We start from the raw sequence: 24,320 nt of genomic DNA, 5'->3' as shown, positions 1-24,320 counted from the left end.
CTCAAAGATTTTTTGCTGCTCGCACCGTCATGCATAATAAAATTGGTGTAAAATATCATAAACAAACATAGGATGCAAATATTGCAGGAGGTGACTTTGGCACATGAAAAGAATAGATCTGTTGAGCGAGTTGGTGCTGGAAAACCAAACAAAACTATTATTACTGGTGATAGACGGGCTAGGAGGTTTGCCGGGGGAGAACGGCAAAACGGAGTTAGAGGCCGCCTCGACTCCTAACCTTGATAAGTTGGCCTCTAAGGGCGAAGCCGGATTGCTGCAGATGGTAGAACCGGGAATTACTCCGGGCAGCGGTCCCGGGCATCTGGCCTTATTCGGCTATGATCCCTTGGACTTTCGTATTGGAAGAGGAATCCTCGAAGCTTTGGGCGTAGGGGCTAAAGTAGCACCACAGGATGTATGCGTGAGGGGGAACTTCGCTACATGGGGCCCCGACGATGTTATTGTCGACAGAAGGGCTGGTCGTATATCCACGGAAAAAAACAGGGAGCTAATAGCCTTTCTTTCGAAAAACATAGAGGAAATAAAGGGAGTAAAAGTAAAACTTTACCCTGGGGAAGAACATAGATTCGTGGCTGTATTCTCCGGTGACGGCCTGTCGGAGGAAGTCGAGGACGCTGACCCCCAGAAGAATGGTCTTCCTATGAGGTGGGCAGAACCTTCATCTTCAAGGGGAAATCTGATGGCGAGCGTAGCGAACGAATTTATAAAGAGGGTTAGAGAGTTGCTGGCGGAGGAAGAACAGGCCAACGGTTGTTTGTTGAGAGGTTTTTCACAAGCTCCCCATATGCCTTCTTTATCTCAGCTCTATAAGATAAATCCCGTCGCAATCGCCACCTATCCCATGTATAAAGGCATTGCCCGTCTGGTTGGCATGGAAGTGGTTGAGGCTGACAGAGGGTTAGAGGAACTTTTCGAAGTCCTTTCCTCTCAATGGGACAAATACGATTTCTTTTACGTCCACGTAAAGTATAGCGACAGCTTCGGCGAAGATGGTAATTATGAGGCTAAAAAGGAAGTTTTGGAAAAACTTGATTCCTTGATACCAAAGGTATTGGAGCTTAAGCCCGATGTCTTGGTAGTAACCGGAGATCATAGTACCCCAAGTCAATTAAAAAGCCATTCCTGGCATCCTGTGCCTGTTTTGTTGGTTAGTCCATACGTTCGCTACGGCAATTGCTCTGGCTTTGGCGAAAGGGAGTGTGCCAAGGGGGCGCTTGGAATTATGCCCGCCCATCATCTCATGGGTTTAATGTTGGCTCACGGGTTGAGACTGTCAAAGTACGGCGCCTAAACCTTTTTGTGAGCGGGAGTTGGTGAATGTCAATGGTAAGCGCACCGTATGCACATTATGAAGGCGCATCCTTCTATCGATCAAAAAAATGGTCCATAGGGGAAGGTGAGATAGGGGGCAAGGCAAAGGGAGTAGCTTTTGCTGCTGAAGCCCTTCAGACCAACCCTTTGGGGAAGTGTATAGATTTTCCCAGGGTGTCCTATGTTCTTACCACAGAAGTATTTAATGACTTCATGGTGCGCAATAATTTAGAGCCCGTCGTTAGAAGTGCCGAAAATTTTGAGGAGATCGAGAGGGCTTTTGAAGCGGCCAATTTTTCTGAGAGCTTGCGCGATACCCTTGTTAACATTTTGCTTGATATCGATACTCCAGTGGCAGTCAGGTCTTCGTCAGTTCTGGAAGACGATCTTGCCTTTTCCTTTGCCGGCAAATACTCGACGAGGTTTTTTGGAAATAGCGGAGATCTGGAGTACAGACTTCACAGGTTTGAAAGGGCAATAAAATTAGTTTACGCATCCACTTTCAACCCATCTGCCAAGGAGTATCGCAGAAGACACGGTATTAAACTGGCACAGGAAAGGATGGCCATAATAATACAGCCAATTGTAGGTAGAGAGCGAGGCCAATTGTATTACCCCGAGTTAGCCGGAGTAGCCTTCTCAAAGGTATATCGTCGCCCAAGCCCTAGAGTAAAAAGAGAGGAGGGCTTGTTGCGACTGTGTTTTGGCCTTGGCACCAGGGCCGTAGCAAGGGCTAATGCCAAGGTTTTTTACTTAAGCCTGCCGGGACTTAGAGTCGAGGGCAACAGGGCCAGCGATATCATCGCTCATGCTCAAGACGAATTCGATTATATCGATTTAAAAAGAGGTTTCTTTTTAAGCAACAGAATAGATATGGCCTTAGACCACATAGTTACTCACCACAAAAATGCCTATTCCTTTTTGGAATTGAGCGACGGAGAGATGTTTTATATGCTGCATGGCGGTATTGTTTCTGATATTCAAAAAATGTGGCCTGTTATGACTTTCTCCAACTTTCCTCGCAGATTCTCCACATTTTTTGAAAAAATATGTTGCCTGTTGAAGCTGATGGAGGAAAAAGCGGGACTTGCTGTGGATTTGGAGTTTACGTACGAGACCGAAGATGATCGGCTCGCTTTAGTGCAAATGAGGCCTCTTGCTACTTTTGAAGAGTGGGGTGATGTGGAGATTCCCCAAATACCGTCTGAACGGATAGTATTGCGAGGAAACAGAATGATTTCCAACGGAAAGTTGATGGGTGTTCGCCATCTCGTCTATGTCGACCCCAAACTATATATGGAAATGAGGGAATTCGTTCAGATTGCGCGAGCCGTAGGGAAGGCAAACGAAAAGCTTTCGGGAGAAAGGTATATATTGGTAGGCCCCGGAAGATGGGGCAGCACAAATCCTTTGCTTGGAGTACCCGTATCATACGGAGAAATATCGGGATGTGGCTGCATAGTGGAAGTAAGTATCCCCAGTGCCGGAGTTGTGCCTGAATTGTCCTATGGATCTCACTTCTTCCTTGACCTCGACACAGACAAGATACTTTATTTGCCCGTTTTTTGCGGAGAGCATGGCAATATTTGCAACGAGCAGTGGTTTGAGAAGACACCCTTCTTTGTGGGCGAACATGAAGCCGTAAGGATCTACGAAGGAAATTTCGGAGTGTATTTAAATGGGGAAAGGGAAATAGGAGTCATTGTCGACGAGACCTAAAGGAGGTTTAGGTTGTGGGTTCTGAAGTTTCTGGCAGAGTGCGAGAGGATAAATTGGCAAGCTATTTTTCTTGGGACCCATGTAACGATGATCGTTTTGCAAGCTCGATCGTGGGAGCCGGTCATATCGGCGGAAAGGGAAGGTCCCTTCTTTTTGGGATGAAATCCCTTCTCGAAAGTGGTTTCGATGAACTTGTTTCTACGGAGATGCCGGAATCTATTTTTATAAGCATCGAGGCCTTCGATAAATTTTTAAGCCAAATAGATGATTTGGACAACGTCTTGGAGGGTGAGCCCGAAAGAATAGAGCAAAGGTTTCTTGATGCTGAATTGCCCAGTTATGTAAGGGAACGTATAGCTTCATTTCTTGAATGTATCGATTCCCCCATTGCAGTACGTTCATCGTCCATGCTGGAAGATTCGCTCAAATATTCCTTCGCCGGAAAATACAGATCACGGCTGCTGCACGCCAGCGGAGACTTAAACGAACGAGTTTTGGCGATCGAGAACGAAATAAAGCGAATATACGCCAGGACCTTTTTCCCAACGGCTGTGGAATACCGCAACAAACACAAATTGGGCGATGACAAAATGGGAATAATTGTCATGCGAGCCTCAGGTAAATGGAAGGGTCGCTATTATTTCCCAACTACAGCAGGAGTCGGATATTCATTAAACTTGAGAAGGTGGTGCACTCGCCTGAACGTAGAAGATGGCTTATTGCGGCTGGTATTTGGCCTTGGAACAATGAGCACTAGGCGTGGTTACGCTAGAATTTTTTCGCTTTCCAATCCAAATCTTAGGCCGGAGGGTAATCATCCTTACAACGTAATGAGACATTCCCAGGAGAGCTTTCAAATGATCGATGGAGATAGAGGAGACATAGTAACTTATAACATAAACGACAAGGGAATATTAGATTATTTGTTGACGCATTACGGAAGAGAGCTTGGAGAGTATGCCCAGGTATATCGTGAAGATGACGGTAACGGTTATTGGGAAAACCTCGATTTATCTTATTTCAGGCAACAGGAGGACGACAGCAAGGTTTGTATTACCTTTGAAAGGTTTACGAGACACAACCCTGACTTCTTTACAAGAATGCAAAAACTTCTTAAGCATTTGGAAGATTCCATGGGTGCCCCTGTGGATATAGAGTTTGCCTACGAACCGAGCGAAAGGAAATTGGAGTTGCTGCAGGCCAGGCCTCTTTGGACGGGTTGCTGTGAGTCGAAATTTGATGAAAGGGACCTGGAGGGTAAGCTTGTAATTCTCAAGGCAGACAGAATGGTCACCGACGGACAGCTTGAGAACGTGCCATATCTAGTATATGTTGATCATAAAATATACGTGACGGCGGCTAATAAGCATGAAATTGCGAGAGCCATAGGAGAGATCAATAAGAAGTTGTATCCTAATTCCTATATTTTGGTGGCACCCGGTAGAGTTGGATCGAGCAATCCTGCCTTAGGAATCCCTGTTCAATATAGCGAATTAACCAACTGTAAGTGCATCGTAGAGGTTGGGATTCCCGTGTTGGGATTTATGCCCGAACTTTCCTATGGTACCCATTTTTACTCCGATCTGGAAATAGATAACGTTCTCTATATGCCGGTCTTCGCAGGGGAGAAGGGGAATGTCTTCAGGGAGGAGTGGTTTGAATCGACATGTTGCGAGAAAATGCAAGATCTGGGGATCAAAATATACAAAGGGTCCTTTGATGTATATATGGACTGTGCAAGAAATATAGGAATTGTTGCCGTCAGAAAAGGTACGTGCGATGGCGAAAATATGGAAGATAGATGAAGATTACGATTGCGTGAGGCTGGATAGATTCCTGCGAAAGAAATATAGCGAGGTACCCCTGGGTGCCATTATGCGCGCAATCAGAAAAGGAAGGGTCACCGTAAACGGAGAAAAAACAGACCCCTCTTATCGTTTATATAGGGGAGACGAAGTCAGCGTACCCTTTGAAGATCCTGCGAAACTAAAGCCCTCGCTAAATGTAGCGGATAAACCTTTGGAAGTTATATTTATGGATGAAAATGTTTTGATAATAAACAAGCCTGCAGGGCTTTTGAGCCAACCGGCATCCAATGAGGATGACTCGGTCGTTAATAGAGCACTCAATTTGATCAATAAAACTAAGGGAGGTTTTATTCCGACCCCGGCACACAGGCTAGACCGAAATATATCCGGGGTAATGGCCCTAGCCTTAAATTTTCGTTCTTTAAGAGCACTGACAGCTATGTTCAGAAACAGGAGGGTTGCCAAGAAATATTTGGCCGTTGTAAGGGGGCGTCTAACCGGAGAAGGCGTAATAGAAGCTCCCCTTGAAAGGGACGAACGTTTCCTCAAGACGGTGGTAAACAAAGGGGCAGGCAAGAGGTCTGCCACGCGATACATGTCTTTGTCGGCAGGAAATCATGCCTCTTTGGTGGCATTGGAGCCGATTACCGGAAGATCCCATCAACTTAGGGTTCATCTATCGCACATCGGGCATCCTATCGTTGGCGATGTCAAGTACGGCGACAGCGGCAAAGAAGCAAGAAGGCCAATGCTGCACGCCTACTCTCTGGAAATTTTTGGGAATGATTTGAGTTATTTGGCGGGCAAAAAATTTTGCGCTCCATTACCGGCTGATCTGGCAGCTGTGATAAATCTTTTTGATTTATCCTTAGATACCATAATAGGTATGCTATAATAGTTTTATATTGTATGAGATACTTGCTGGGGGTGAAATTTAGTGGAAAATATAGTTAAATTGGGTGTTTCTATATCTGAAGGTGCTCGCAAAAAGCTAAAAGAGTTGGGCAACGAAGGATACATTACGGTGAAAAGAATAGGAGGGGGTTGATCTTCCTATTATGCGGCCCTCGTTGAGGGCGGGAAGCCGGTCAATCTCGAAGATTACTTTGAGGTTAAGGATGGGGATATCGATTTATGGGTTCCTAAGGGCATGGCCTTTCAAAGTGATACCATAGACATACAAGTAATGCGTTCCATTTGGGGGTCGAAACTAATAGTAAAGTCTGCAATGCTTCCAACTTCAGGATGCTCGGGCTGTAAATAAATTGTCGATACCATGGCCCACTAAAGATAATAATTTCGTGGGCCATGGTTTTTTTATTCTTTTAAAAGTGTAATTCTGATCTGCAATTCGCCATCTAATTTTGAAGAGTTTGTCAGTTATGGCAAGTGTGATAAACTTTATCCATGAGTGACAATAAAACCTTTTCGATGCCAAGAGTTATATTTGCAGACGAACGAGATGAATCGTTGATCCCTCCAGGTGTAATTATGGCCATTGCGTTGCAACAAGCAGGTTATAAGATAAAACCCTTCGTAGTGGGCATCGACGAGCATATGGCAGCTTTGCTGTATGTCCTTTTCGGTGAGCCCGCAACCGTATTGGATTCGCTTTTGCTTGAAAATATACACCGCTTGAAACAACTGTTCGTCACAGCGGCACGGGAAGATTGTTTAAATATACTCTTTGCTTCCCTCGGAAGTTGTAGCGAGGAGAAACTCAAAGTTAACCCTGTTTTGGCGTCTGTGGCTGAGCAATTGAAATGCCCTATTATTCCCGTGTTTTTTTCCAGCGGTTCTTCTGCCATAACTGCAAGGCGCGTTTTGGAGTTTGCGCGGCAATTGCCTAACTCCATTTCAAATTTGATAAAAGCTGTCGCCTTCTCTTCCGTCTTAAACCCTAGGGAGTATCAACTTCTAGAAATATCTGTTGGCAGAGATCTTCCATGGACGGCTTTGGGTTATATACCGGGTTTTATTTTCAAGCAAAAACCAGATTTTTTGTCCATAGTTGGCCAATTGTCGGGCAACCGTTCCTTGCTGTCGTTGAAAACTTCAGCCGCTCGGCTCATTGCGATGGAAAGACAAATCGAGTGGGAGGTAATTGTGGCTCATGCTCGTAGCGCACCACAATTGAACGTGGAAATGTTGGAGTTTGATATAAGCTATCGTTCCGATAAGAGAAAGGTTGGAGTTGTGCATCATCCTGCTCTTGCTTTGGGAGGGGACAATAACGAAAAGTTGCTGGTGGCCCTAGGATATGACGTAATATCACTTCCATATGATGAAATAACGAATTATAGTGACTTAGACTTCATATATGTTCCCCATGGCATAGGATATGTGTTTATGAAAGATCTCGTTGAAAATCGCTCTTTAGCAAAAGCTTTCTCGTCTGTTCTCGTTAAGGGAAAACTCTTAATCGAAGGGGGATCATCTCCAATATTCGGAGAATCCTTTTCCCTTCCCAATGGGGATCAGATAAGGGGCTTGTCATTTTTCCCTTTCAAGGGTTATTATGCAGAGAGTTCAGGCCCATGCCATAAAGTCAATATCGAACATATATCTTCCGAAAAACGCACCGGGAAATCATTGAGAGGATATTGGCCTGCCTGGGTTAAGCTTGAGGTGAAGGGTTTTAATTGCATGCCGACGTGGATTGTAAAGCAGGAGGGTTCTCAAGCTCCGATGGAAGACGGTTGGGTGTATGGAAATGCTTCGGCCTTTGCGGTGAAGCCGGAGTTTTGGAGCAATCCCGAAATTATGCTAAAAATGTTTAGTTGACGACGGTGATGGTTGTGGGAATATCGAAGCAAGAGAGGCTCAAGACAAAAGAAGATCTTTTTGAAGAAGCAACCAATATTTACGATCAATTGGTCGAATGGAGAAGAGGATTTCACGTTTTTCCCGAGTTGGCCTTTGAGGAAAGGGTAACATCTTCCAGAGTTTTCCAAATCCTCAAAAGCATGCCCGGTGTTGAAGTTACCCAGGCCTTTGGAGAAACCACCGCCGTCATAGGAAAAATAAGTGGCAAAAGGGAAGGAAGGGCAATAATGATCAGGTGTCCTATGGACGCCCTGCCTCTTCAAGAGGAAACCGATCTTACATTTGCTTCGTGTATCCCTGGGGTAATGCACGGTTGTGGTCATGATGCCCACATGGCGGTGTTGTTGGGCGTGGCCCTCCTTTTATCCAAAAGAAGGGAGATGCTCGACAGATCCGTGGTGTTAGTGTTTCAGCCAGCCGAAGAAGGTCTTGGTGGGGCAAAACGGTTGATTGATGCGGGTCTTTTGGACAGCTATAATATTGATTATGCTTTGGGTTTTCATTTTTGGCCCAAATACGGGTACGGCAAATTATTGTTGAAGCCCGGAATTATGACTGCCCTTTCCGACAGGTTTCACATATCTATTCAAGGTGTCGGTGGCCATGCTGCTGCCCCCCATCTTGCGGTAGATCCTTGGACGATCATTGCCCATGTAATACTCGCTGCTCAGGCGTTAGTGGGTAGGGAAATAGACCCTACGGAAAGCGCCGTTATTTCCTTTGGGCACCTGGAAGCAGGAGAAGCGCATAATGTTATTCCCGAACAAATAGACCTGTGGGGCTCTCTGAGGGCATTGAACGTAGAGGTTCGCGATTTTCTTCAAAACAGATTGGAGGAAATGGTTCCTTTATTGGCAAAAACCTTTAGGGGGCTTGGCACTATTAAATATCATCGTAACTACCCTCAGGTTATAAACGATGAAAGGCTTACAAGTTTAGTTTTAAGGATTGCCCGTGACTCTTTTGGAGACGAGAACTTGGAGATTTTGGATAGACCATTGATGGCCGGCGAAGATTTCGCTTTTTACACGCAAGTCATTCCGTCATGTTTTCTTCTGTTTGGGACTGGAGGTAAATATTGGTTGCATCATCCGAAGTACGATGTACCGGAAGACCTGCTTCCTTTTGCCGCAGGTTTGGAAGCCTATCTTGCTTTTTGTTTGTCTAACATGCTCTCTATGGGGGAAGATGAGATTGGATAGATTGGATAAAGAGATAGAATCCATCTGCCGTAGATTTCCTTGGGACAGAGCAATTTGGTTTAATGGGGTTTGGTGGTCTCGCGGAGCGTTCTGGGGTTTGGTGGAAGCTGTTACGGAAAAGCTTTACGACAGTGGATTTAAATCGGGGATGCATTTGGGTTTAGTGATGCCGAACTGCCCCTCCTTTTGGGCCCACGTTTTGGCAGCATGGCGTTTAGGGGGTGCTGTAGTTCCATATAATCATCGCGAGCCGGTAAATGCCGTTACAAGTGCCTTGAAACATGCAAAGGTTTCTATGGTCGTCTTGTCTAAAGAGCGTTCCAATTTGGTTGACGAGCTGAATCGTGAGCATATCCCTTGGGGGCTGGCCCTATACGATGCACCTTTTAAGGAATCCGTTCAGGCCTTACCTGAATACCCCGGACAAGAAGGCGTCGCCGTCATATTTTATACTTCTGGGACAGGTGGTAAGCCGAAAGCCGTGCCATTAAGTCACTTATCTTTATATATGAACGCCATAAGTTGCATTGATCAAGTAGAACCCATAAAGGATGGGGATATACTTCTTAACGCTCTTCCCAATTCTCACGTTCTCGGATTTTCAATATGTGGTCTATTGCCACTGCTGTTAAACCTTTCTCAATGCATGTTGTCCAGTTTTATGCCCGTAAAAAACGTATTGGAAGCGATTAGAAGCTCCGAGGCCAATGTATTAGTCGGCGTGCCAATGATGTATCAATTCATAACATCAGCTCTATCAAAGGGAGAAAGCTTGCCAAGGCGTATCAAAGCTGCAATCTCCGGTGGAGATAAGTTCCCCTTTGCTTTGGACGAAATTCTCGAAAAGTATTTAGGGATCGGCGTGCTGGAGGGGTATGGTTTGACGGAAGCATCGCCGGTGGTAGCCGTTAATAGGTCTTATTCTGCGAGAAAACTTGGCACTGTAGGCCCTGCCCTTCCGATAGTAGAAACCAAAGTATGTGATCATGAGGGAAAGGAATTGCCCAAAGAGCATGAGGGCGTGCTTTGGATTAGAGGCGCCTCAGTAGCGGATGGCTACTTCGAAGACGACGGGTTGACTGGCGCTTTCTTCAAAGACGGTTGGTTTAATACGGGGGATATAGTGTCGATCGATGACGATGGTTACATAAGGCTTCACTCTCGTGAGAGCGATGTAATTATGGTTGGAGGCTTCAAAGTATTTCCGGAAGAAGTCGAAGAGATCCTTCTGAAACACCCATCAGTAAAAGAAGCTGCCGTTATTGGAGTAAACCAGAGCATGAGCGGACAAATCGTTAAAGCTTTTATAGTGCCTAAATTAGATAAGCAGCCGGCAAAAAGAGATATATGGTCTCATTGCAGACGGCTTTTGGCCTCTTATAAAATCCCAAAGATCATCGAATTTGTAGATAACCTGCCCAAAACTGCCCTGGGGAAGGCCAAAAGATCAGCATTGCGAGAAGGATAGGGGAGTATCCGTGAAAGCGAAGCGATGCAAAGTTGCCGTAGTGGGGGATGTTATGCTCGACCATTATATCATTGGTCGTGCGAGCAGATTGTCGCCTGAAGCCCCCGTTCCGGTAGTTGAAGTTATCGAGGAGGATTATCGGCCGGGTGGAGCGGCTAATGTGGCTAATAACGTTGCTGCTTTCGGATTCGATGCTGTTTTAGTGGCCCCCAAGGGGCAGGATATTTACTGGGACCTGTTGGAGTCTCTGCTGAATAAGACAAGGGTTGCCATATGTTCTCCAATAACTTTAAACATGCCGACGATACGTAAGACGAGGATTCTTGCCCGTTCTCAGCAGATTGTACGAGTAGATTGGGATAACTATATTGATGATCGTTTATGCGATATTTCGAAAGATATTTTAAAAGTTTTGTCTACTCTTGATGCCGATGTATTGGTCATTTCAGATTACGCGAAGGGTACTGTAAGCGAAAAAGTGGCTAGTGGGTCCATCAATTGGGCCAAAGGAAGGGGTATTCCCGTTATAGTCGACCCTAAACCGCAACATAAAGAACGGTATATAGGAGCGACTGTTATGACTCCCAATAAATTGGAAGCGGAAATGCTTTTAGGGCGTGTCTTTGATGGGAATTTCACTCCTCTGGAGGGTGCTCAGTTGCTTAGGGAACGTCTTTCCATGGAGGCTGTTGTCATCACCCTTGGAGACCAGGGTATGGTACTTGCCGCAAAGGATGAATTGATCCATTTCCCGGCCCGTGCAAGGGAGGTTTACGATGTTTCCGGGGCTGGTGATACGGTAGTCGCATCTATAGCCGTTGCTCTTGGATTGAGGCTGCCTTGGCGTGTAGCTTGTGAATTTGCTACTTTGACAGCCGGGCTGGTCGTACAAAAGATGGGTACCGCCACTGTTACTCCGGAAGAAATAGAGAATTCTCCCGAGTGGGAAAAGTTAAAGCCCTATTTCGACGGAGGCCAATGATTTAATCGATAAACCCCAGTTCGGACAGTGCCTTTTGCGCATCTTTAAAGACCAAAGGTAAGTCCTTAGGGGTTTTGCCGACATATACGAACTTTCCTCTGCCAAATCTTTTAGCCGATTCCAAATCGCTGCTCGTATCTCCGAAAAATATCGGATTTTTGGCACCCACCCTTGCGGACAAGACTTCTAAGCCTTCGGGGGAAGGCTTAGGCATACCGTCCTCTAAAGTGAATATCCTCTCCATTGGAAGGTCTTCCCAGCCAAGAAGCTTTAGCCCAAGAAGACACTCTTTCCGCGACCTTCCTGTGAAAATGCAGACGGGCAAGGGAAGATCTTTCCAATGCACATCGATGAGAGCCCTTTCTCTTCGCCAAAGTCCCTTTCCTTTGTACCATTTGGGTTCTTTGCCCTGTAAAGAAATGTATTCCTCACGACCGAAGTAGATCTCCTCGCATAACTGTCTCACAGATGATCTGGGAACGATATTGTTAAAATTGTCAGAAAGCAGTAGCGAAGGATCGTCGCCATTGAAATTTTGCAGAATTTCTTCCCACTGTTTTGGGGTGGGAAAAGCCTTTTTTAAAGATCTTATTCCCTTTGAAGCTGCAAGGGACAATAAAATCCATGCAATATCGTAGTCATCGTTAAAGGCCGGATGTGTCTTGCTGATGTAGAAATGTCCATAAGAAAAGGCGGTACAATCTACGTCATTGCCGAGCAGGTAGCGCCACCCCCATTGTACAGCCATTCTTATGACCATTGGATAAGAGAAGGTTGCATCAATGAGCACGCCATCCATGTCGAAAATAAGGGCATCGTGAATTTTTTTTAATTTGTCCATATTTCCTCCCATGTCTTGGTGTTATATATTTTATGCGATATATTGAGAGAATCGCATGATTAAACATATAATGTCGCTATATCTAAGAGATCATACTTCCAAGCATAATTAGTTTGACATCGACAGGCGATTTATTCAAGGGGATGGTTGTTATGTTGGAGATACCTCTGGAGCGCGGGTCTAAAACTCCTATTTATCACCAGATAGCGTTTCATCTGAAGCGCATGATCGAAAGCGGTACGCTTCCAGAGGGGTATAAACTGCCGGGAACGCGCCAATTGGCCGAGGATTTGAGCGTAAGCAGGACTACCGTAAATGAAGCCATGCATCTTCTGGAAGCAGAGGGCTATGTCGAGTTGAAGAAAAAGAGCGGGTGTTATGTCCGCCGCAAAAATGTTGCCGGTGTATCAAGAGAAAAAGTGATGTGCTCAGAAAAAGTTATATGGGACCTAGCTTCTGGATTACCCGATAAAAGTCTGATTGCGACACGTTTTTTGTCCAAGATGTTGAAAGACCTGTCTTTGAATGTAGGTAAAGATTTGATTTTGCCGGCGCCTTTGGCCGGAGTTCCCGAACTTAGAAGGGCACTGGTCAAGCATGCCGCTTTAAGGGGGATTCCAGCACGATCTGATGAAGTGCTGGTTACTGCCGGCGGATTGGAGGCACTTGCCATTTTGATTGCAGCGATTAAAGAACAGGGCGTAAGAAATATATTTGTCGAAGAACTAACCTACTCTCCTGTCGTAGAGTTGGCCACGAAGAATAAAATGCAAGTTTGTTGCATATCTTTGAACGATCCGGCCTACAGTTTAAAAGATGCCTCCGAGGGCGATGTTCTTTATCTGATACCGAGTTTCCACAATCCTACGGGGCGCACGCTTTCTTTAGAGACGCGAAGTTCGATATTGGAAATCGCAAAAAGGAAGTCGCTTTTGATAATAGAAGATGATACCTATGGGGAATTGAGGTACGGCAAGGAGAGCGTGCCCGCTTTGAAGGCCATGGAAAATGCCGAAAAGATAGCATATTTGGGATCCTTCAGCCAAGTGCTTTTCCCGGGTTTCAGAATGAGTTACCTCCTTTTGCCTGAAAATTTGATGAAAAGTTGCCTCGACATAAAAAGGATTTTTTACGGCTCTGTTTCATCTTTGGTCCAATATTTCGTGCTTACATTTCTTGAAGAAGGGGGGTTGTATGAAACGCTGGAATTTGTTCGAAATCAAATCTCCATGCGAATGAGATCGTTGTGCGAGGGCTTTAGGAAAATGCTGCCTCAAGCCCTTTTTGAGATGCCCTTAGGCGGTATTTACCTATGGCTTAATTTGCCAAGCCTTAAAGGTAGCAAGGCGGCTCTCAAAGCGGTGGCCCAAGGAGTTTCAGTTGTCCCCGGGGTTGCGTTTTCGGTTAAAGGGGAAGATGTGGAAGCAGTCAGGCTTTCTGTCAGCTCTTTAAGGCTATCGGATATTTCTTTTGTCCTCTCTATTCTCTGTAGTTCTTGGAATGACGAGCTTCTTCCACAGCATTAAGGCAAGGGTGCCGCATGAAATTCCGCCCAATAATCCTATCAAAATCAGATCCCTTCTGCCGGAACCATATAAAAAGGTGCTTATGCCAGCCACGGCATAACCGATAAAGAACGTTGCAGCTATAGATAAAATTAAGATTATTTGCCTCACATTCAGCTCTCCTTATTCAAATACAGGGTTGTGTACATTTCAAAACTCTGATACAATACGGTAAATCTCGGATTTCGGTTGCATTATACAGTAAAGGGCGGGCGATATGTCCATTTCTATTTAGTTTATCGTATAATGCAATCTCGTATATCTTGGATCCAAATTGGGAGGAATTAACCATGTTGAGAGAAGAAAAACTTTATACCACATCATCGGATTATGTGTATGACGAATTGCTTCATAAGATATTGATGAGACAGATGAAGCCGGGAGAGCGCCTAGCTGAGGTTAATCTCGCCGTTGCCTTAGGTGTGAGCAGAACTCCTGTAAGAGAGGCTCTGCGCAGATTGGCAAGCCAAGGCCTGTTGGAAATAATTCCGAACGTTGGTGCCCGATTGGTATCGCCATCTCAAAAGGATGTCGAGGATACCTTTAAAGTGCGTAGTGTTTTGGAAACAACGGCAATAAGGTTTGCCTTACAGAATATGGATGAAACAAACCTGGAAGAGTTGGAAGAGGTTATCGCGCAAGAAGAAAAGGCGATCCGGAGAGGCGAGTTTGAAGAATATCTTGCAGTGAATGAAGACTTTCATCGCATAATAGCTCATCTTAGCGGCAATGAAGTCTTAGAAAGTTTTATAAAGAACTGCATAGCGCGGATTAGTATATATACTGCTATCATCGATTCTCCAATACATGAAATCCTGGAGTCCAGCCTTTCCGAGCACAAGAAAATATTGGAAGCGATCAGGGAAAGGGATGTATCTAAGGCCGAAAAAAATATGGAGGAACATATGATCAATACGTCAAATTTCTTATTTTCATATGGGAAAAAGATGGTTTAATTTCATATTGGGAAGGAGATAATAAATACATGATGAATGTGCCGGCCTTTGATTTAAAAAGAAATTATGAAATGTTGAAGGATGAGCTGAAAGATGCTGTTAACAGAGTATTAGAATCACAAAGGTTTATATTGGGAGAAGAGGTTGAGGGTTTTGAAAGAGAAGTTGCCTCTTATCTGGGCGTAAGTAATGCCCTGGGATGTGCTTCCGGTACCGATGCCCTGCTGCTTTCTCTTATGGCTTTGGGAATAAGAGAAGGTGATGAAGTTATTACGACGCCCTATACTTTTTTTGCAACTGCTAGTGTGGTTTCCAGGCTTGGTGCCAGGCCCGTCTTTGTCGATATCGATCCTGTAACCTACAACATAGATATCGACAAAATATACGATCATATTACACCTAAGACGAAAGCGGTTATAGTGGTTCATTTGTTTGGTCATATGGCTCAGGTCGAGAAAATTGAGGGCCTTTTGCGCGATAAAAGGATTTATTTAATAGAAGATTGCGCGCAATCCTTTGGAGCATGGCGCAAGATAGACGACGATATCAGGTATTGTGGGACTATTGGGACCTTTGGGTGTTTTTCCTTTTATCCTACGAAAAATCTGGGCGGATATGGTGATGGCGGTTTAGTAACTACCAATGATGATTACCTTGCAGACAGGATTAGAAAGTTAAGAGTTCATGGTTTATGCGGTGAATATGTTCACGAGGAATTGGGCATGAACAGTCGTTTAGATGCAATCCAAGCCGCTATTTTAAGATGCAGGTTGCCTCATGTTGACGAGTGGAACAAACAACGCAGGATCATAGCGGAGCGATATCGAATATTGTTCGATACATATGGCATTTCAGAGTTCGTTAAAAGTCCCCATGAAGACACTGACGGATATCACGTATTTCATCAATATGTGGTCAGATGCGACAAGAGGGACGAGTTGATGAAATATCTTACGGAAAATGGGGTTGGGACAAGGGTTTATTATCCTTTGCCCTTACATTTGCAACCGGCATTCAGCTCTTTGGGATACAAAATGGGAGATTTTCCCCAAGCCGAAGCGTTGAGCAAAAACAGTTTATCTTTGCCGATGTATCCGGAATTATTGCCTGAGGAGCAAGAATACGTTGTGGATACGATGGCTAAATTTTACAGGAGTAATTAGCGAGGTGTGGTATATGACATCTTCCATTATAATATCTGAGGGGGAACTGGTTCGCGGAGGAGGTGAACGATAATGTATTTCCCGTTGTTTTTCGATCCAACTTTTATAATTCTGATACCTGCGCTTCTTTTGGCGATATGGGCACAAATAAAAGTACAGGGTGCCTTCAATCAATTTTCGAAGGTATATTCACGAAAGGGAGTAAGGGCCTACGAAGCCGCGAGGGCGCTATTGGATCGTTTCGGGCTTTCAAACGTTCCTATAGAGAGAATATCTGGATCGCTAACCGATCATTACGATCCTAGGACTAAGGTGTTGCGTTTATCCGAGAGCGTTTACTCGAGTCCAAGCATTGCAGCGATAGGAGTGGCAGCTCACGAGGTTGGACATGCAATACAGGATGCCAATGCTTACAAACCATTGAAAGTTCGAAATGCGATAGTCCCGGTGGCGAATTTGGGTACAGGTTTAGCATTTCCGCTCTTTTTTATAGGGTTGCTTTTTAGAGCGCCCGTATTGATGGATATAGGCATTCTGTTTTTCGTCGCTGTGATTATATTTCATCTTGTCACCCTGCCTGTCGAGTTCGATGCCAGCGCAAGGGCCTTGCGCTACCTAACCGATACTGGGTTGTTGGCGCAAGACGAAGTTGGCGGTGCACGAGCTGTTTTAAATGCGGCTGCTTTGACCTATGTGGCAGCTACTGTAATGGCGATGGCTCAGCTTTTGCGTCTGTTGGCTTTTAGGAATATGGTGGACAGAAGGTAAGTCTTCTTTTCTTGGGCTTATCGCAATTAATTTGTGATAATATAAGGGGTGGTTTGCCACCCCTTATATTATCCGACGCGGAGGATCTGGTCATGCCGATTTTATTGTTATTTTTAATATTGTTGTTCGTGGCTCCCTGGGCTTTTGGGTTATTGTTGGTTTTTTTCCTCATATTTCTATTGGTATTTATTCCCCTGGGTTTTGCCGCTCAATCTTTTATATGGTTAATCGTGGGCCCGGGACAGTTGTTGCGTATATTGTTTAACAAAAAAGTCAGGCGAAACCATGCCCTGGAACATGCCACCGTTAACGTCATTGAAGAGAATTATGGTCCAACCAATATTGCGGGGATGGCTTATGAGAACGGATTTACCTTGAAAGGCGTTATGGATCCTCATTTAGTGTTGGCAGCAGCGAGGGAAGGGTTGTACAGGATGAGTCGTGGCGAGAGAAAATTGGCCGTGCATCCAAGGTGTGGGACAACTATCGTTGTGACGAACACAGTGGCTGCTGCCGTATTTGTTGGATTTCTTTTCCTTACCGGGCATTTAAGTTTGTTTTCGATATTGTTGGCAATACTTTGTGCCCATGCATTTGGTGCTTTTTTTAGCAAAATTGCACAATATTATATTACAACAAGTCAAGACGTCAGTGGCATGACGATAGATGGGATAGAGGTTAGGTCAAATCCGGTGAATTTTTTGGGGATGAAATTTATGATGCCTTCGGAGCTGTTTATTTCGACGAGACAGCCGGAAGATGGCCTAAGCGTTGAGGTGGTGGATTAGTGAAGGGTGTTGAGGCGGCCTTAGCGATATGGGAGGAAACTCGTAAAGGCTTGTTTCTCTCACAGGTTCTGAGACGATTCGGGGAAGATTTGCCTGAAGGTGAACGCAAGTTGGCTTCTACATTGGTCTATTGTGCAATGCGCCGCTACAATCTTTGGGTAGAGATACTAAGATCCTTTTTGAGAAGGCCCTTTGAGACTTTGCAGGCTGAAACTCGTGACATCTTAATCTTGGGTTGTGCCGGTTTGTTGGAGATTAAACACTTCGTTCCGCAGTCATTGGTAAATGCCTTTGTGGAGGCGACTAAAAAGAAGAATCCGGCCGATGCCGCTCTAGTCAACGCCGTCCTTCGCAAGATTGCATCCGATGGCAGAGAGAAGTTAGAGGAGTTGAAAAATAGCCCAAACCAAATAAATCAGGCTTTATTCTGGGGTTTACCGCAATGGATAGCTAGGCGATGGATGGAGAGTTGGGGGCAGGATCTGGCCAAGAAGCTATTTGTATCACAGCTGATAAAACCCTATCTCTCTTTTAGGTTGTCTCCTCGGACTGATCCTGGGGAAATGGGCGAGAAGTTTTTTGAAGAGGGTGTGAAAAGCTGGAGGTCTCCATATTTTAACTATGTTCTCAGAAGCAATTCTTTTGGACATCCTCCTTCGATGCTAGGCTACAACGAGGGCCTGTGGACGCCTCAAACTGAATCGTCAATTTTTGTTTCCGATAAAGTGCTGTCTCTGTCTTCGTCGCTGGGGAAAAGGAAGATATTGGACATGTGTGCCGGACGGGGCATAAAAGCAGGACATATTTTGGAAAGAGCGCAAGACGTGACAATCGAAGCCTGGGATCTTTCAAAAAACAGAGTATATGCGGGACGCAGAGAGCTTCGGAGGTTGGGCGTGCAGAACAGATCCATATGGAAGGTTGGAGATTCTCTCAAATTAGCGCCAGAAGAGGCACCCGAAATAGTGTTGTTGGATGCTCCCTGCTCCGGAAGCGGGACTTGGGGCAGGCATCCGGAAGGCAAATGGAGGCTTTCTCCGGGAAAGTTATCCTCATATTCGGATCTTCAAAGGGATTTGTTGGAACGTGCTATCGGCATGGTAACTACCGGGGGAATTGTCGTTTACAGCACCTGTAGCGTCTTTAGAGAAGAAAACGAAAGGGTAATAGGCGAGGCCCTTTGCTCTAACCCCGATATCATAGAAATTGAGATAGAGGGAGGAGGGTTCCCTTTACAGAGGGGGCGACCCTTTGGTTATTACTTGTTGCCCGGGAGTCCTTGGGTGGATGGTTTCTTTTTATGTATTTTAATGAAACGCTGAGGGGGGAAAGAAATGAGGCGATGGATTAGCCTCTCTTTACTGATTGTCTTATTGGTATTAGTTTGTAGCGGTTTGACCATGCTCTATTTTGTCTTCTTCGGTGGGAGTAGTGTAACGATGCCTGATTTAGTAGGGAAAAGTGCCATCGTGGCAATGGAAAATCTACAGCAATTGGGGTTGTTGCCCAAGGTGGAGGAAGTCGGTTCCTATCAAATGCCTGGAGTGGTCTTGGGGCAATTGCCCGAAGCAGGAGATAAAGTGAAACGCGGCAGAGTTGTTATATTGCGAGTGAGTAGCGGTGGCGAGCGTCATGCACTTCCTGATGTCAGGGGAATGCAGTATGAAAGTGCATTGAGTAAGCTAGAAGAATCGGGCTTTATTGCTGGAGATGTCTTGCGCATTTACGATAGCAATGTTCCTCCTGGAGTTGTTATTGCCCAAAGTCCTGCAGCTCCTGCCAGGGTGCCGCCAAAAACCCGTGTCAACGTGTTGGTCAGCCTTGGCCCTAACGTTGGCGACAATAACGTTTTTCCCTTGCCCAACGTTACGGGAATGAACGTTGAAGAGGCCAAAAAAGTGTTGAGCGAAGTGGGCTTATTTGCAAAAAATATAGAATATGTAGATACAATTTCGACTCAACAGGGAGTTGTAATGTCGACCAAGCCTAGAGACGGAACGCAAGTGGCGAGGGGGAGCCAAGTCACTTTGATAGTATCCAGCGGGAAAGCTCCTCAAAAACAACCTTCTCAGGAAGTAGTCAGAGTTCCTGGAGCTGCGGTTTCTCAAGATGTCGTTGCTTTGCCCCCTAAACCTGCAGCCAAGGAACCGGCAAAACCTGAAGGCGAAAGAACACAACAAGAGGAGGTAAAAACCGAGAAACCGCAACCTAAACCTGCAGATGTTTCCGGACAAAAAGGAACCGATGAGCAGCAAGCGGAGACGAAACAGGCCAAAGTTAGATATCCCGTTCCTCCTTTATCGCGGCCTTTGGAGTTAGTCATTAAGGCAACCGATAAAAGAGGAGAACGCACTATTTTGAGTAAAGAGGTAAAGGGTAACGAATATATAACGCTCGACATTCCGTACACGGAGCAGTTGGTCGTAACTATATACTTAGGAGGAGAGTTTGTCTGGGAGGAGAGGTATTTTTGAGAAAAGTTATTTTAGCTCCATCTCTTTTGTCGGCTAACCCGCTCGATATAGCGGGTGATATTGAAAAAATTAAAGGGCAGTGCGACTGGTTGCATATTGATGTGATGGATGGTCATTTTGTGCCAAATTTGGCCTATGGGCCAAATTTGGTGGCTGCACTTAGAAGTGATGAAAACATTTCTCTTCCTATCGATGTGCATCTTATGGTCGAACCGCCTGAATGTTTTATAGATTTATTTCTTCCCCTAGGTGTCGACTACCTGACGGTACAGATAGAGGCAACCCCTCACGCTCATAGAGTTTTACAACGCATAAGAGACAGCGGTGTAAAATGTGGTATTGCCCTTAATCCCGGAACACCTGTGGAGTGGGTTGCTCCGCTCCTTCCTTTCCTGGACATGGTTTTGGTTATGTCAGTAAATCCGGGGTTTGGAGGTCAAAAGTTCATTCCGCAGGTTTTGGAAAAGGCAGGATGGCTCTACAGAGAACGGGCAGTTAAAAATTTTAACTTTTTAATAGAGATGGATGGAGGATTAGGACTGGAAAATGTACATACCGCAGTGCGCTACGGTTGTGATGTGATTGTAGCCGGGAACGCCGTATTTGGCCATAGCGATCCTGCCTTTGCTTTAAAAACCATGCGGGATAAGATAATGGAGGTGTTCCAATAGGTGGCGAAGGATAAAGATCTCAAGAGCAAAAGTATCTCGGAATTAGGCGATATTCTTCGACGCACGCGAGAGGAAAGGGGGTTATCTTTGGACGACGTAGCCAAGGATACCAAAATACCCCGCAGTCATCTGTTAGCTATTGAAAGCGGAGAAATGGATCGATTGCCAGGAAGGATATTTGCCCGTTTCTTTATTAAGGAGTATTTGAGCTACCTCGGACTTTCGGAGTTGTGGTCTCAATATGATTCGTTTCTTCCAATGGACGAGCAGGTCGAAATATCATCTGTTCTGGGTACTTATTCCCCCCCGCCTAAAGGGTTCAAGGCAACCTCAAGGTGGTGGATATATGCTGTCTTGATCTTGCTTTTGGGGGCAAGCGGGAGTTTGCTCTATCTTCGCAGGGAGCATGTTATAGATATAATTAAACAGCCGAGAAATGTCGTGTCAGTGGAGACGGGGGTTGGCGCAGACGCCTCGCCGGAGGATATCCTAGCTGTAATAAACGGCTTTGAAGATAATCAAGAACAATCCATTATTGTTGAAAGACAAGATGAAGATGTTTCTTTACAAGCCACATTGCCTCACGTCGAGGGCGGGGAAGCGATGAAAGCACAAGAAAAAGAGAAAGAGGAAACCGCAAAGGAAATTTCTAAGATATTGGAGATCAAGGCTTCCAGAGGAAGGTGTTGGGTGCGAGTTTCAAGGGGAGATGAAAAAATATACGAAGGAACTCTTCAGCTAAACGAGACGAAGACCTTTGAGACCACTGGTGAGCCTATCAAGGTGCGTTTTGGCAACGTGGCTGCAGTGGATGTAACGTGGATGGGAACAAAGGTAGAGATGCCCAGAGGTTCCGTGGTTACAGTCCTTTATCAGGCAGACGGGAAGGTCGTGAAGGCGGATTAATGAAAGAAAGAGTTTTCATAGTAAGTTTAGGGTGTGCAAAAAATCAGGTAGATAGCGAAAAGCTTGCCGGGGCAATGACTTCAAAGGGATTTGGGTTTGCGGAAGATTTCGAGTCAGCCGACATCATACTCGTGAACACCTGCGCCTTCATTGGGCCTGCAGTTAAGGAGAGTATCGATGTCATCCTGCACCTGGAAGAGCTTAAAGGTTTGGGAAAGGTTAAAAAAATTGGCGTTTTAGGCTGTCTCTTGAACCGGTATGGTGACGACTTAAAAAGGGAGTTCCCAACGGTAGACATATGGGCAAGGTCGGAAGAATGGGAACATGTTTTGAGCTGTCTCGGCGTAAACGACACGAGCTTTTCGCCTTGTTCGCGGGGTTTTATTCCGGAGACGACAACGTGGAGCAGGTATCTAAAGATAACGGAAGGATGCAATAATTGCTGCAGCTATTGCACCATACCCTCTATTAGGGGTCATCTGAGAAGCAGGCCTGTTGATGAAATTTTAGAAGAAGCGGAAAATCTCGTTTTGCAGGGAGCAAAGGAGATTTGCCTAGTGGGACAAGATTTGACTGCCTATGGCATGGATTGGGACGGTTCCTCTCATTTAGTTGAGTTGCTTGATTTGTTGGAAAAACATGTGCCCGACGGTATGTGGATTAGGCCTTTATATCTTCATCCGATGCGTGTTAATGAAAAATTTCTAGAGCGCATCGCCAGCTATAAAAATGTCCTAAGATACCTTGACATCCCAATCCAACATGTCGATGATGAGATTCTTTCGTGTATGAATAGAAATGTGACCGAATCGGATTTACGAAGGATATTTTCCTACGCAAGAAAAATAGATCCGGATTTTGCACTGAGAACTACTATAATTGTTGGTTTTCCGGGAGAAGATAATGTTAAATTTAAAAAAGTTCTGCGCTTTCTCGAGGATATGGAGATAGACAGAGTTGGAGCCTTTTTGTATTCGCCGGAAGAGGGCACCAAGGCAGCTGGCATAAAGAAACAGGTTTCTGACGAGGTCAAAAGGAAAAGGTTAGACATGTTGATGGAGTTGCAGGCAGATATATCATTGAGCCGACAGGAACGCTTTTTAGGTCGCAGGCTAAAGGTCATCGTAGAAGAAAGAAACTACGAGGATTGTGTATTAGGAAGGTCCTTTAGAGAAGCTCCAGAGGTTGATGGCGTTATTGCAATAAAGGGAGTGAAGGATGTACCTTGTGGGGACTTTCTAAACGTGAGAATTAATGCAGTTACAGAACACGATATGGAAGCCGAGGTAGTTGTCGATGAAGGGTAATTTATTTGAAGAAGCTGCTGTTTTGTGGGGAGTAGGTAGAGTATCGTCGATGCCTGGCACTCTGGCATCATGCGTAGCCGCAGCTGTTTTTGTTATTGTAAGGCCTTCCTGGTGGCTGATAATTGTTATTGCGCTGGCTGGAGTTATCGCCTCCGATCGATATTCCAAAAGGATAAAAGAGAAAGACCCAAAGGAAGTTGTCATAGATGAGGTCATAGGTACTTGGATAGCATTGTATGGACACCCCACCGGTTATGTAATAGCAGGCCTTTTTCTCTTCAGAGTCCTTGATATATTCAAGCCATTTCCTATTTCCTGGAGCGAAAAAGCACCCGGCGGTTGGGGTATAATGGCCGATGATTTTGTGGGTGGCGTAATGGCCAATCTTATATTATGTGCCGTTAAGTGGCTTTATTTTGATGGTGGTTTTGTAAGCATATTAGCGAGGTAGGAAAGTATGTTGAAAAAAAAGGCGTTGTTGGTGGCTATTGGAGATGAGCTCGTTTTAGGACTTAAAAGGGAAGACAATGTTTCATGGCTCTCCAGTGAGTTGGCCCTTATAGATTATGATGTAAGAGCTTTAGAAGTCATTAGAGACGAAGAGGAAATTCTTATAGAATTACTGAATTATTGGGTTGGTAAAGTGGACCTCATTGTTATTTCAGGCGGTCTTGGGCCCACACACGATGACAGGACGAGAGCAGCTGTAGCCAAGTTTCTAGAGGTTCCTCTGGTGAGGGATGATGAAACTTACGATAGCATCATTGCCCGGCATTCGTTGGAATCTAGAAAAAATCTAGAAGGATGTCGCGATAAGCAGGCATCCATTCCGTTGGGTTCAAAGGCGATTTTTAACCCTGTGGGATCTGCTCTAGGTTTTTTGATCCACGCTGGGAAAACCGAAATTTTAGCCCTACCGGGAGTGCCGATGGAATTTAAGGCTATGGCGCAGCAATATCTGAGTGGCCTGAAAAAGGGTGCCTCCATACGCCTTGCTTTATGCAAGGTCGTAGGATGGCCTGAAAGTGAACTGAAGGAAGCTCTAGGCGACCTAGTTAAAAAGTTTCCCCACTATATTATGTTTTTGCCGGAACCCAATGTAGTGACTTTGGTCATAAAGGGATCTGAGGAATTAACGTCCGCTCTTCTGTGCGAAATTAAAACAATTCTCGAGGATGACGTGCTTCTCGACGATGTTTCTTGTTTAGAAGAAGCCATAATTGCACTTGCGTCAGATTTAAACGCAAGCTTAGCTTTTGCCGAATCTTGTACGGGTGGTATGGTAGGAGAATCCATTACAAGAATTCCGGGAGCGTCTTCGGTTTTTGCGGGAAGTGCTGTATGTTACAGCAATTTAGCTAAGAAGATCATTTTGGGAGTCCCTGAGAAAATATTGGATAGTTTTGGAGCAGTTAGCGAGGAATGTGCGCTTGCCATGGCGAGCGGTGCTATGAGAATTTTCAAAGCCGACTATGCAGTCTCTGTTACCGGTATTGCTGGGCCATCGGGAGGAAGCCCTAATAAACCCGTCGGAACAGTATGTT

Annotated in this window: 21 protein-coding genes (1 of these 21 running past the window's edge); 20 read left to right on the top strand and 1 reads right to left on the bottom strand. The window is 45.2% G+C overall.

What is annotated here, in order from left to right:
* Window positions 1-103 precede the first annotated feature (103 nt).
* From HMPREF1705_RS03180 to HMPREF1705_RS03145, 8 genes are all read left to right on the top strand, one after another.
* A complete protein-coding gene (locus HMPREF1705_RS03180) occupies window positions 104-1,312 on the top strand; it encodes a 2,3-bisphosphoglycerate-independent phosphoglycerate mutase (RefSeq protein ID WP_009202360.1) in 1,209 nt (402 codons plus the stop codon).
* Window positions 1,313-1,338: 26 nt separating this feature from the next.
* Window positions 1,339-3,051, top strand: a complete 1,713-nt coding sequence (locus tag HMPREF1705_RS03175; protein WP_242603508.1) for a PEP/pyruvate-binding domain-containing protein — start codon at window positions 1,339-1,341, stop codon at window positions 3,049-3,051.
* A 14-nt stretch (window positions 3,052-3,065) separates the two neighbouring features.
* Window positions 3,066-4,856 (top strand): PEP/pyruvate-binding domain-containing protein, encoded by a 1,791-nt coding sequence (locus HMPREF1705_RS03170; protein WP_111089543.1) that lies wholly within the window; start codon window positions 3,066-3,068, stop codon window positions 4,854-4,856.
* Window positions 4,831-5,754, top strand: a complete 924-nt coding sequence (locus HMPREF1705_RS03165; RefSeq protein ID WP_009202363.1) for an RluA family pseudouridine synthase — start codon at window positions 4,831-4,833, stop codon at window positions 5,752-5,754. Before HMPREF1705_RS03170 ends, HMPREF1705_RS03165 begins: the two co-directional genes overlap by 26 nt.
* Window positions 5,755-6,266: 512 nt before the next feature.
* Entirely contained in the window at window positions 6,267-7,643 is a 1,377-nt protein-coding gene (locus tag HMPREF1705_RS03160; RefSeq protein WP_009202364.1) for a hypothetical protein, read from the top strand.
* An 8-nt stretch (window positions 7,644-7,651) separates the two neighbouring features.
* A complete protein-coding gene (locus HMPREF1705_RS03155; RefSeq protein ID WP_009202365.1) occupies window positions 7,652-8,887 on the top strand; it encodes a M20 metallopeptidase family protein in 1,236 nt (411 codons plus the stop codon).
* Window positions 8,874-10,355, top strand: a complete 1,482-nt coding sequence (locus HMPREF1705_RS03150) for an AMP-binding protein (RefSeq protein ID WP_009202366.1) — start codon at window positions 8,874-8,876, stop codon at window positions 10,353-10,355. Before HMPREF1705_RS03155 ends, HMPREF1705_RS03150 begins: the two co-directional genes overlap by 14 nt.
* Window positions 10,356-10,365: 10 nt before the next feature.
* Window positions 10,366-11,337: a bifunctional heptose 7-phosphate kinase/heptose 1-phosphate adenyltransferase gene (locus HMPREF1705_RS03145; protein ID WP_009202367.1), complete on the top strand. Its 972-nt coding sequence runs from the start codon at window positions 10,366-10,368 to the stop codon at window positions 11,335-11,337.
* Between the two features lies 1 nt (window position 11,338).
* Here the strand turns inward: HMPREF1705_RS03145 and HMPREF1705_RS03140 are convergent, their stop codons facing one another.
* Window positions 11,339-12,178, bottom strand: a complete 840-nt coding sequence (locus tag HMPREF1705_RS03140; RefSeq protein WP_040348846.1) for an HAD family hydrolase — start codon at window positions 12,176-12,178, stop codon at window positions 11,339-11,341.
* Between the two features lie 152 nt (window positions 12,179-12,330).
* Between HMPREF1705_RS03140 and HMPREF1705_RS03135 the strand changes: the two genes are divergently transcribed.
* From HMPREF1705_RS03135 to HMPREF1705_RS03080, 12 genes are all read left to right on the top strand, one after another.
* On the top strand, window positions 12,331-13,704 hold the full coding sequence (locus HMPREF1705_RS03135; RefSeq protein WP_040348848.1) for an aminotransferase-like domain-containing protein: 1,374 nt from the start codon (window positions 12,331-12,333) through the stop codon (window positions 13,702-13,704).
* A 329-nt stretch (window positions 13,705-14,033) separates the two neighbouring features.
* Window positions 14,034-14,699: a GntR family transcriptional regulator gene (locus HMPREF1705_RS03130; protein WP_009202370.1), complete on the top strand. Its 666-nt coding sequence runs from the start codon at window positions 14,034-14,036 to the stop codon at window positions 14,697-14,699.
* A 29-nt stretch (window positions 14,700-14,728) separates the two neighbouring features.
* Entirely contained in the window at window positions 14,729-15,862 is a 1,134-nt protein-coding gene (locus HMPREF1705_RS03125) for a DegT/DnrJ/EryC1/StrS family aminotransferase (protein WP_009202371.1), read from the top strand.
* Between the two features lie 72 nt (window positions 15,863-15,934).
* Entirely contained in the window at window positions 15,935-16,630 is a 696-nt protein-coding gene (locus HMPREF1705_RS03120) for a zinc metallopeptidase (RefSeq protein ID WP_009202372.1), read from the top strand.
* A gap of 92 nt (window positions 16,631-16,722) precedes the next feature.
* The gene (locus tag HMPREF1705_RS03115) at window positions 16,723-17,418 is read left to right on the top strand and encodes a DUF6391 domain-containing protein (RefSeq protein WP_009202373.1); all 696 of its coding nucleotides are present in this window, start codon (window positions 16,723-16,725) and stop codon (window positions 17,416-17,418) included.
* Window positions 17,418-18,740, top strand: a complete 1,323-nt coding sequence (locus HMPREF1705_RS03110; protein WP_009202374.1) for an RsmB/NOP family class I SAM-dependent RNA methyltransferase — start codon at window positions 17,418-17,420, stop codon at window positions 18,738-18,740. The genes HMPREF1705_RS03115 and HMPREF1705_RS03110 overlap by 1 nt, the downstream gene beginning before the upstream one ends.
* A 12-nt stretch (window positions 18,741-18,752) precedes the next feature.
* Window positions 18,753-19,892 (top strand): PASTA domain-containing protein, encoded by a 1,140-nt coding sequence (locus HMPREF1705_RS03105; protein ID WP_040348850.1) that lies wholly within the window; start codon window positions 18,753-18,755, stop codon window positions 19,890-19,892.
* Window positions 19,889-20,563 carry a ribulose-phosphate 3-epimerase gene (rpe, locus tag HMPREF1705_RS03100; protein ID WP_009202376.1) on the top strand — a complete coding sequence of 225 codons (675 nt, stop codon included), beginning with the start codon at window positions 19,889-19,891 and terminating at the stop codon, window positions 20,561-20,563. The genes HMPREF1705_RS03105 and rpe overlap by 4 nt, the downstream gene beginning before the upstream one ends.
* Window positions 20,564-21,469, top strand: a complete 906-nt coding sequence (locus tag HMPREF1705_RS03095; RefSeq protein WP_009202377.1) for a helix-turn-helix domain-containing protein — start codon at window positions 20,564-20,566, stop codon at window positions 21,467-21,469. It abuts the gene before it with no gap.
* A complete protein-coding gene (rimO, locus tag HMPREF1705_RS03090; protein WP_009202378.1) occupies window positions 21,469-22,776 on the top strand; it encodes a 30S ribosomal protein S12 methylthiotransferase RimO in 1,308 nt (435 codons plus the stop codon). Before HMPREF1705_RS03095 ends, rimO begins: the two co-directional genes overlap by 1 nt.
* The gene (locus HMPREF1705_RS03085; RefSeq protein WP_009202379.1) at window positions 22,766-23,227 is read left to right on the top strand and encodes a phosphatidylglycerophosphatase A family protein; all 462 of its coding nucleotides are present in this window, start codon (window positions 22,766-22,768) and stop codon (window positions 23,225-23,227) included. The genes rimO and HMPREF1705_RS03085 overlap by 11 nt, the downstream gene beginning before the upstream one ends.
* Before the next feature lie 6 nt (window positions 23,228-23,233).
* Window positions 23,234-24,320, top strand: partial view of a nicotinamide-nucleotide amidohydrolase family protein gene (locus tag HMPREF1705_RS03080; protein ID WP_009202380.1) — the 5' portion only. 143 nt of this gene lie beyond the right edge of the window; the window shows 1,087 of its 1,230 coding nt (coding positions 1-1,087); it begins with the start codon at window positions 23,234-23,236; the stop codon falls past the right edge of the window.

The organism is Acetomicrobium hydrogeniformans ATCC BAA-1850 (assembly GCF_000160455.2).
GTDB classification, from domain to species: Bacteria; Synergistota; Synergistia; order Synergistales; family Acetomicrobiaceae; genus Acetomicrobium; species Acetomicrobium thermoterrenum.
Note: the sequence above shows the minus strand (reverse complement) of the source record. Positions and strands in the feature narration are given on the sequence as shown.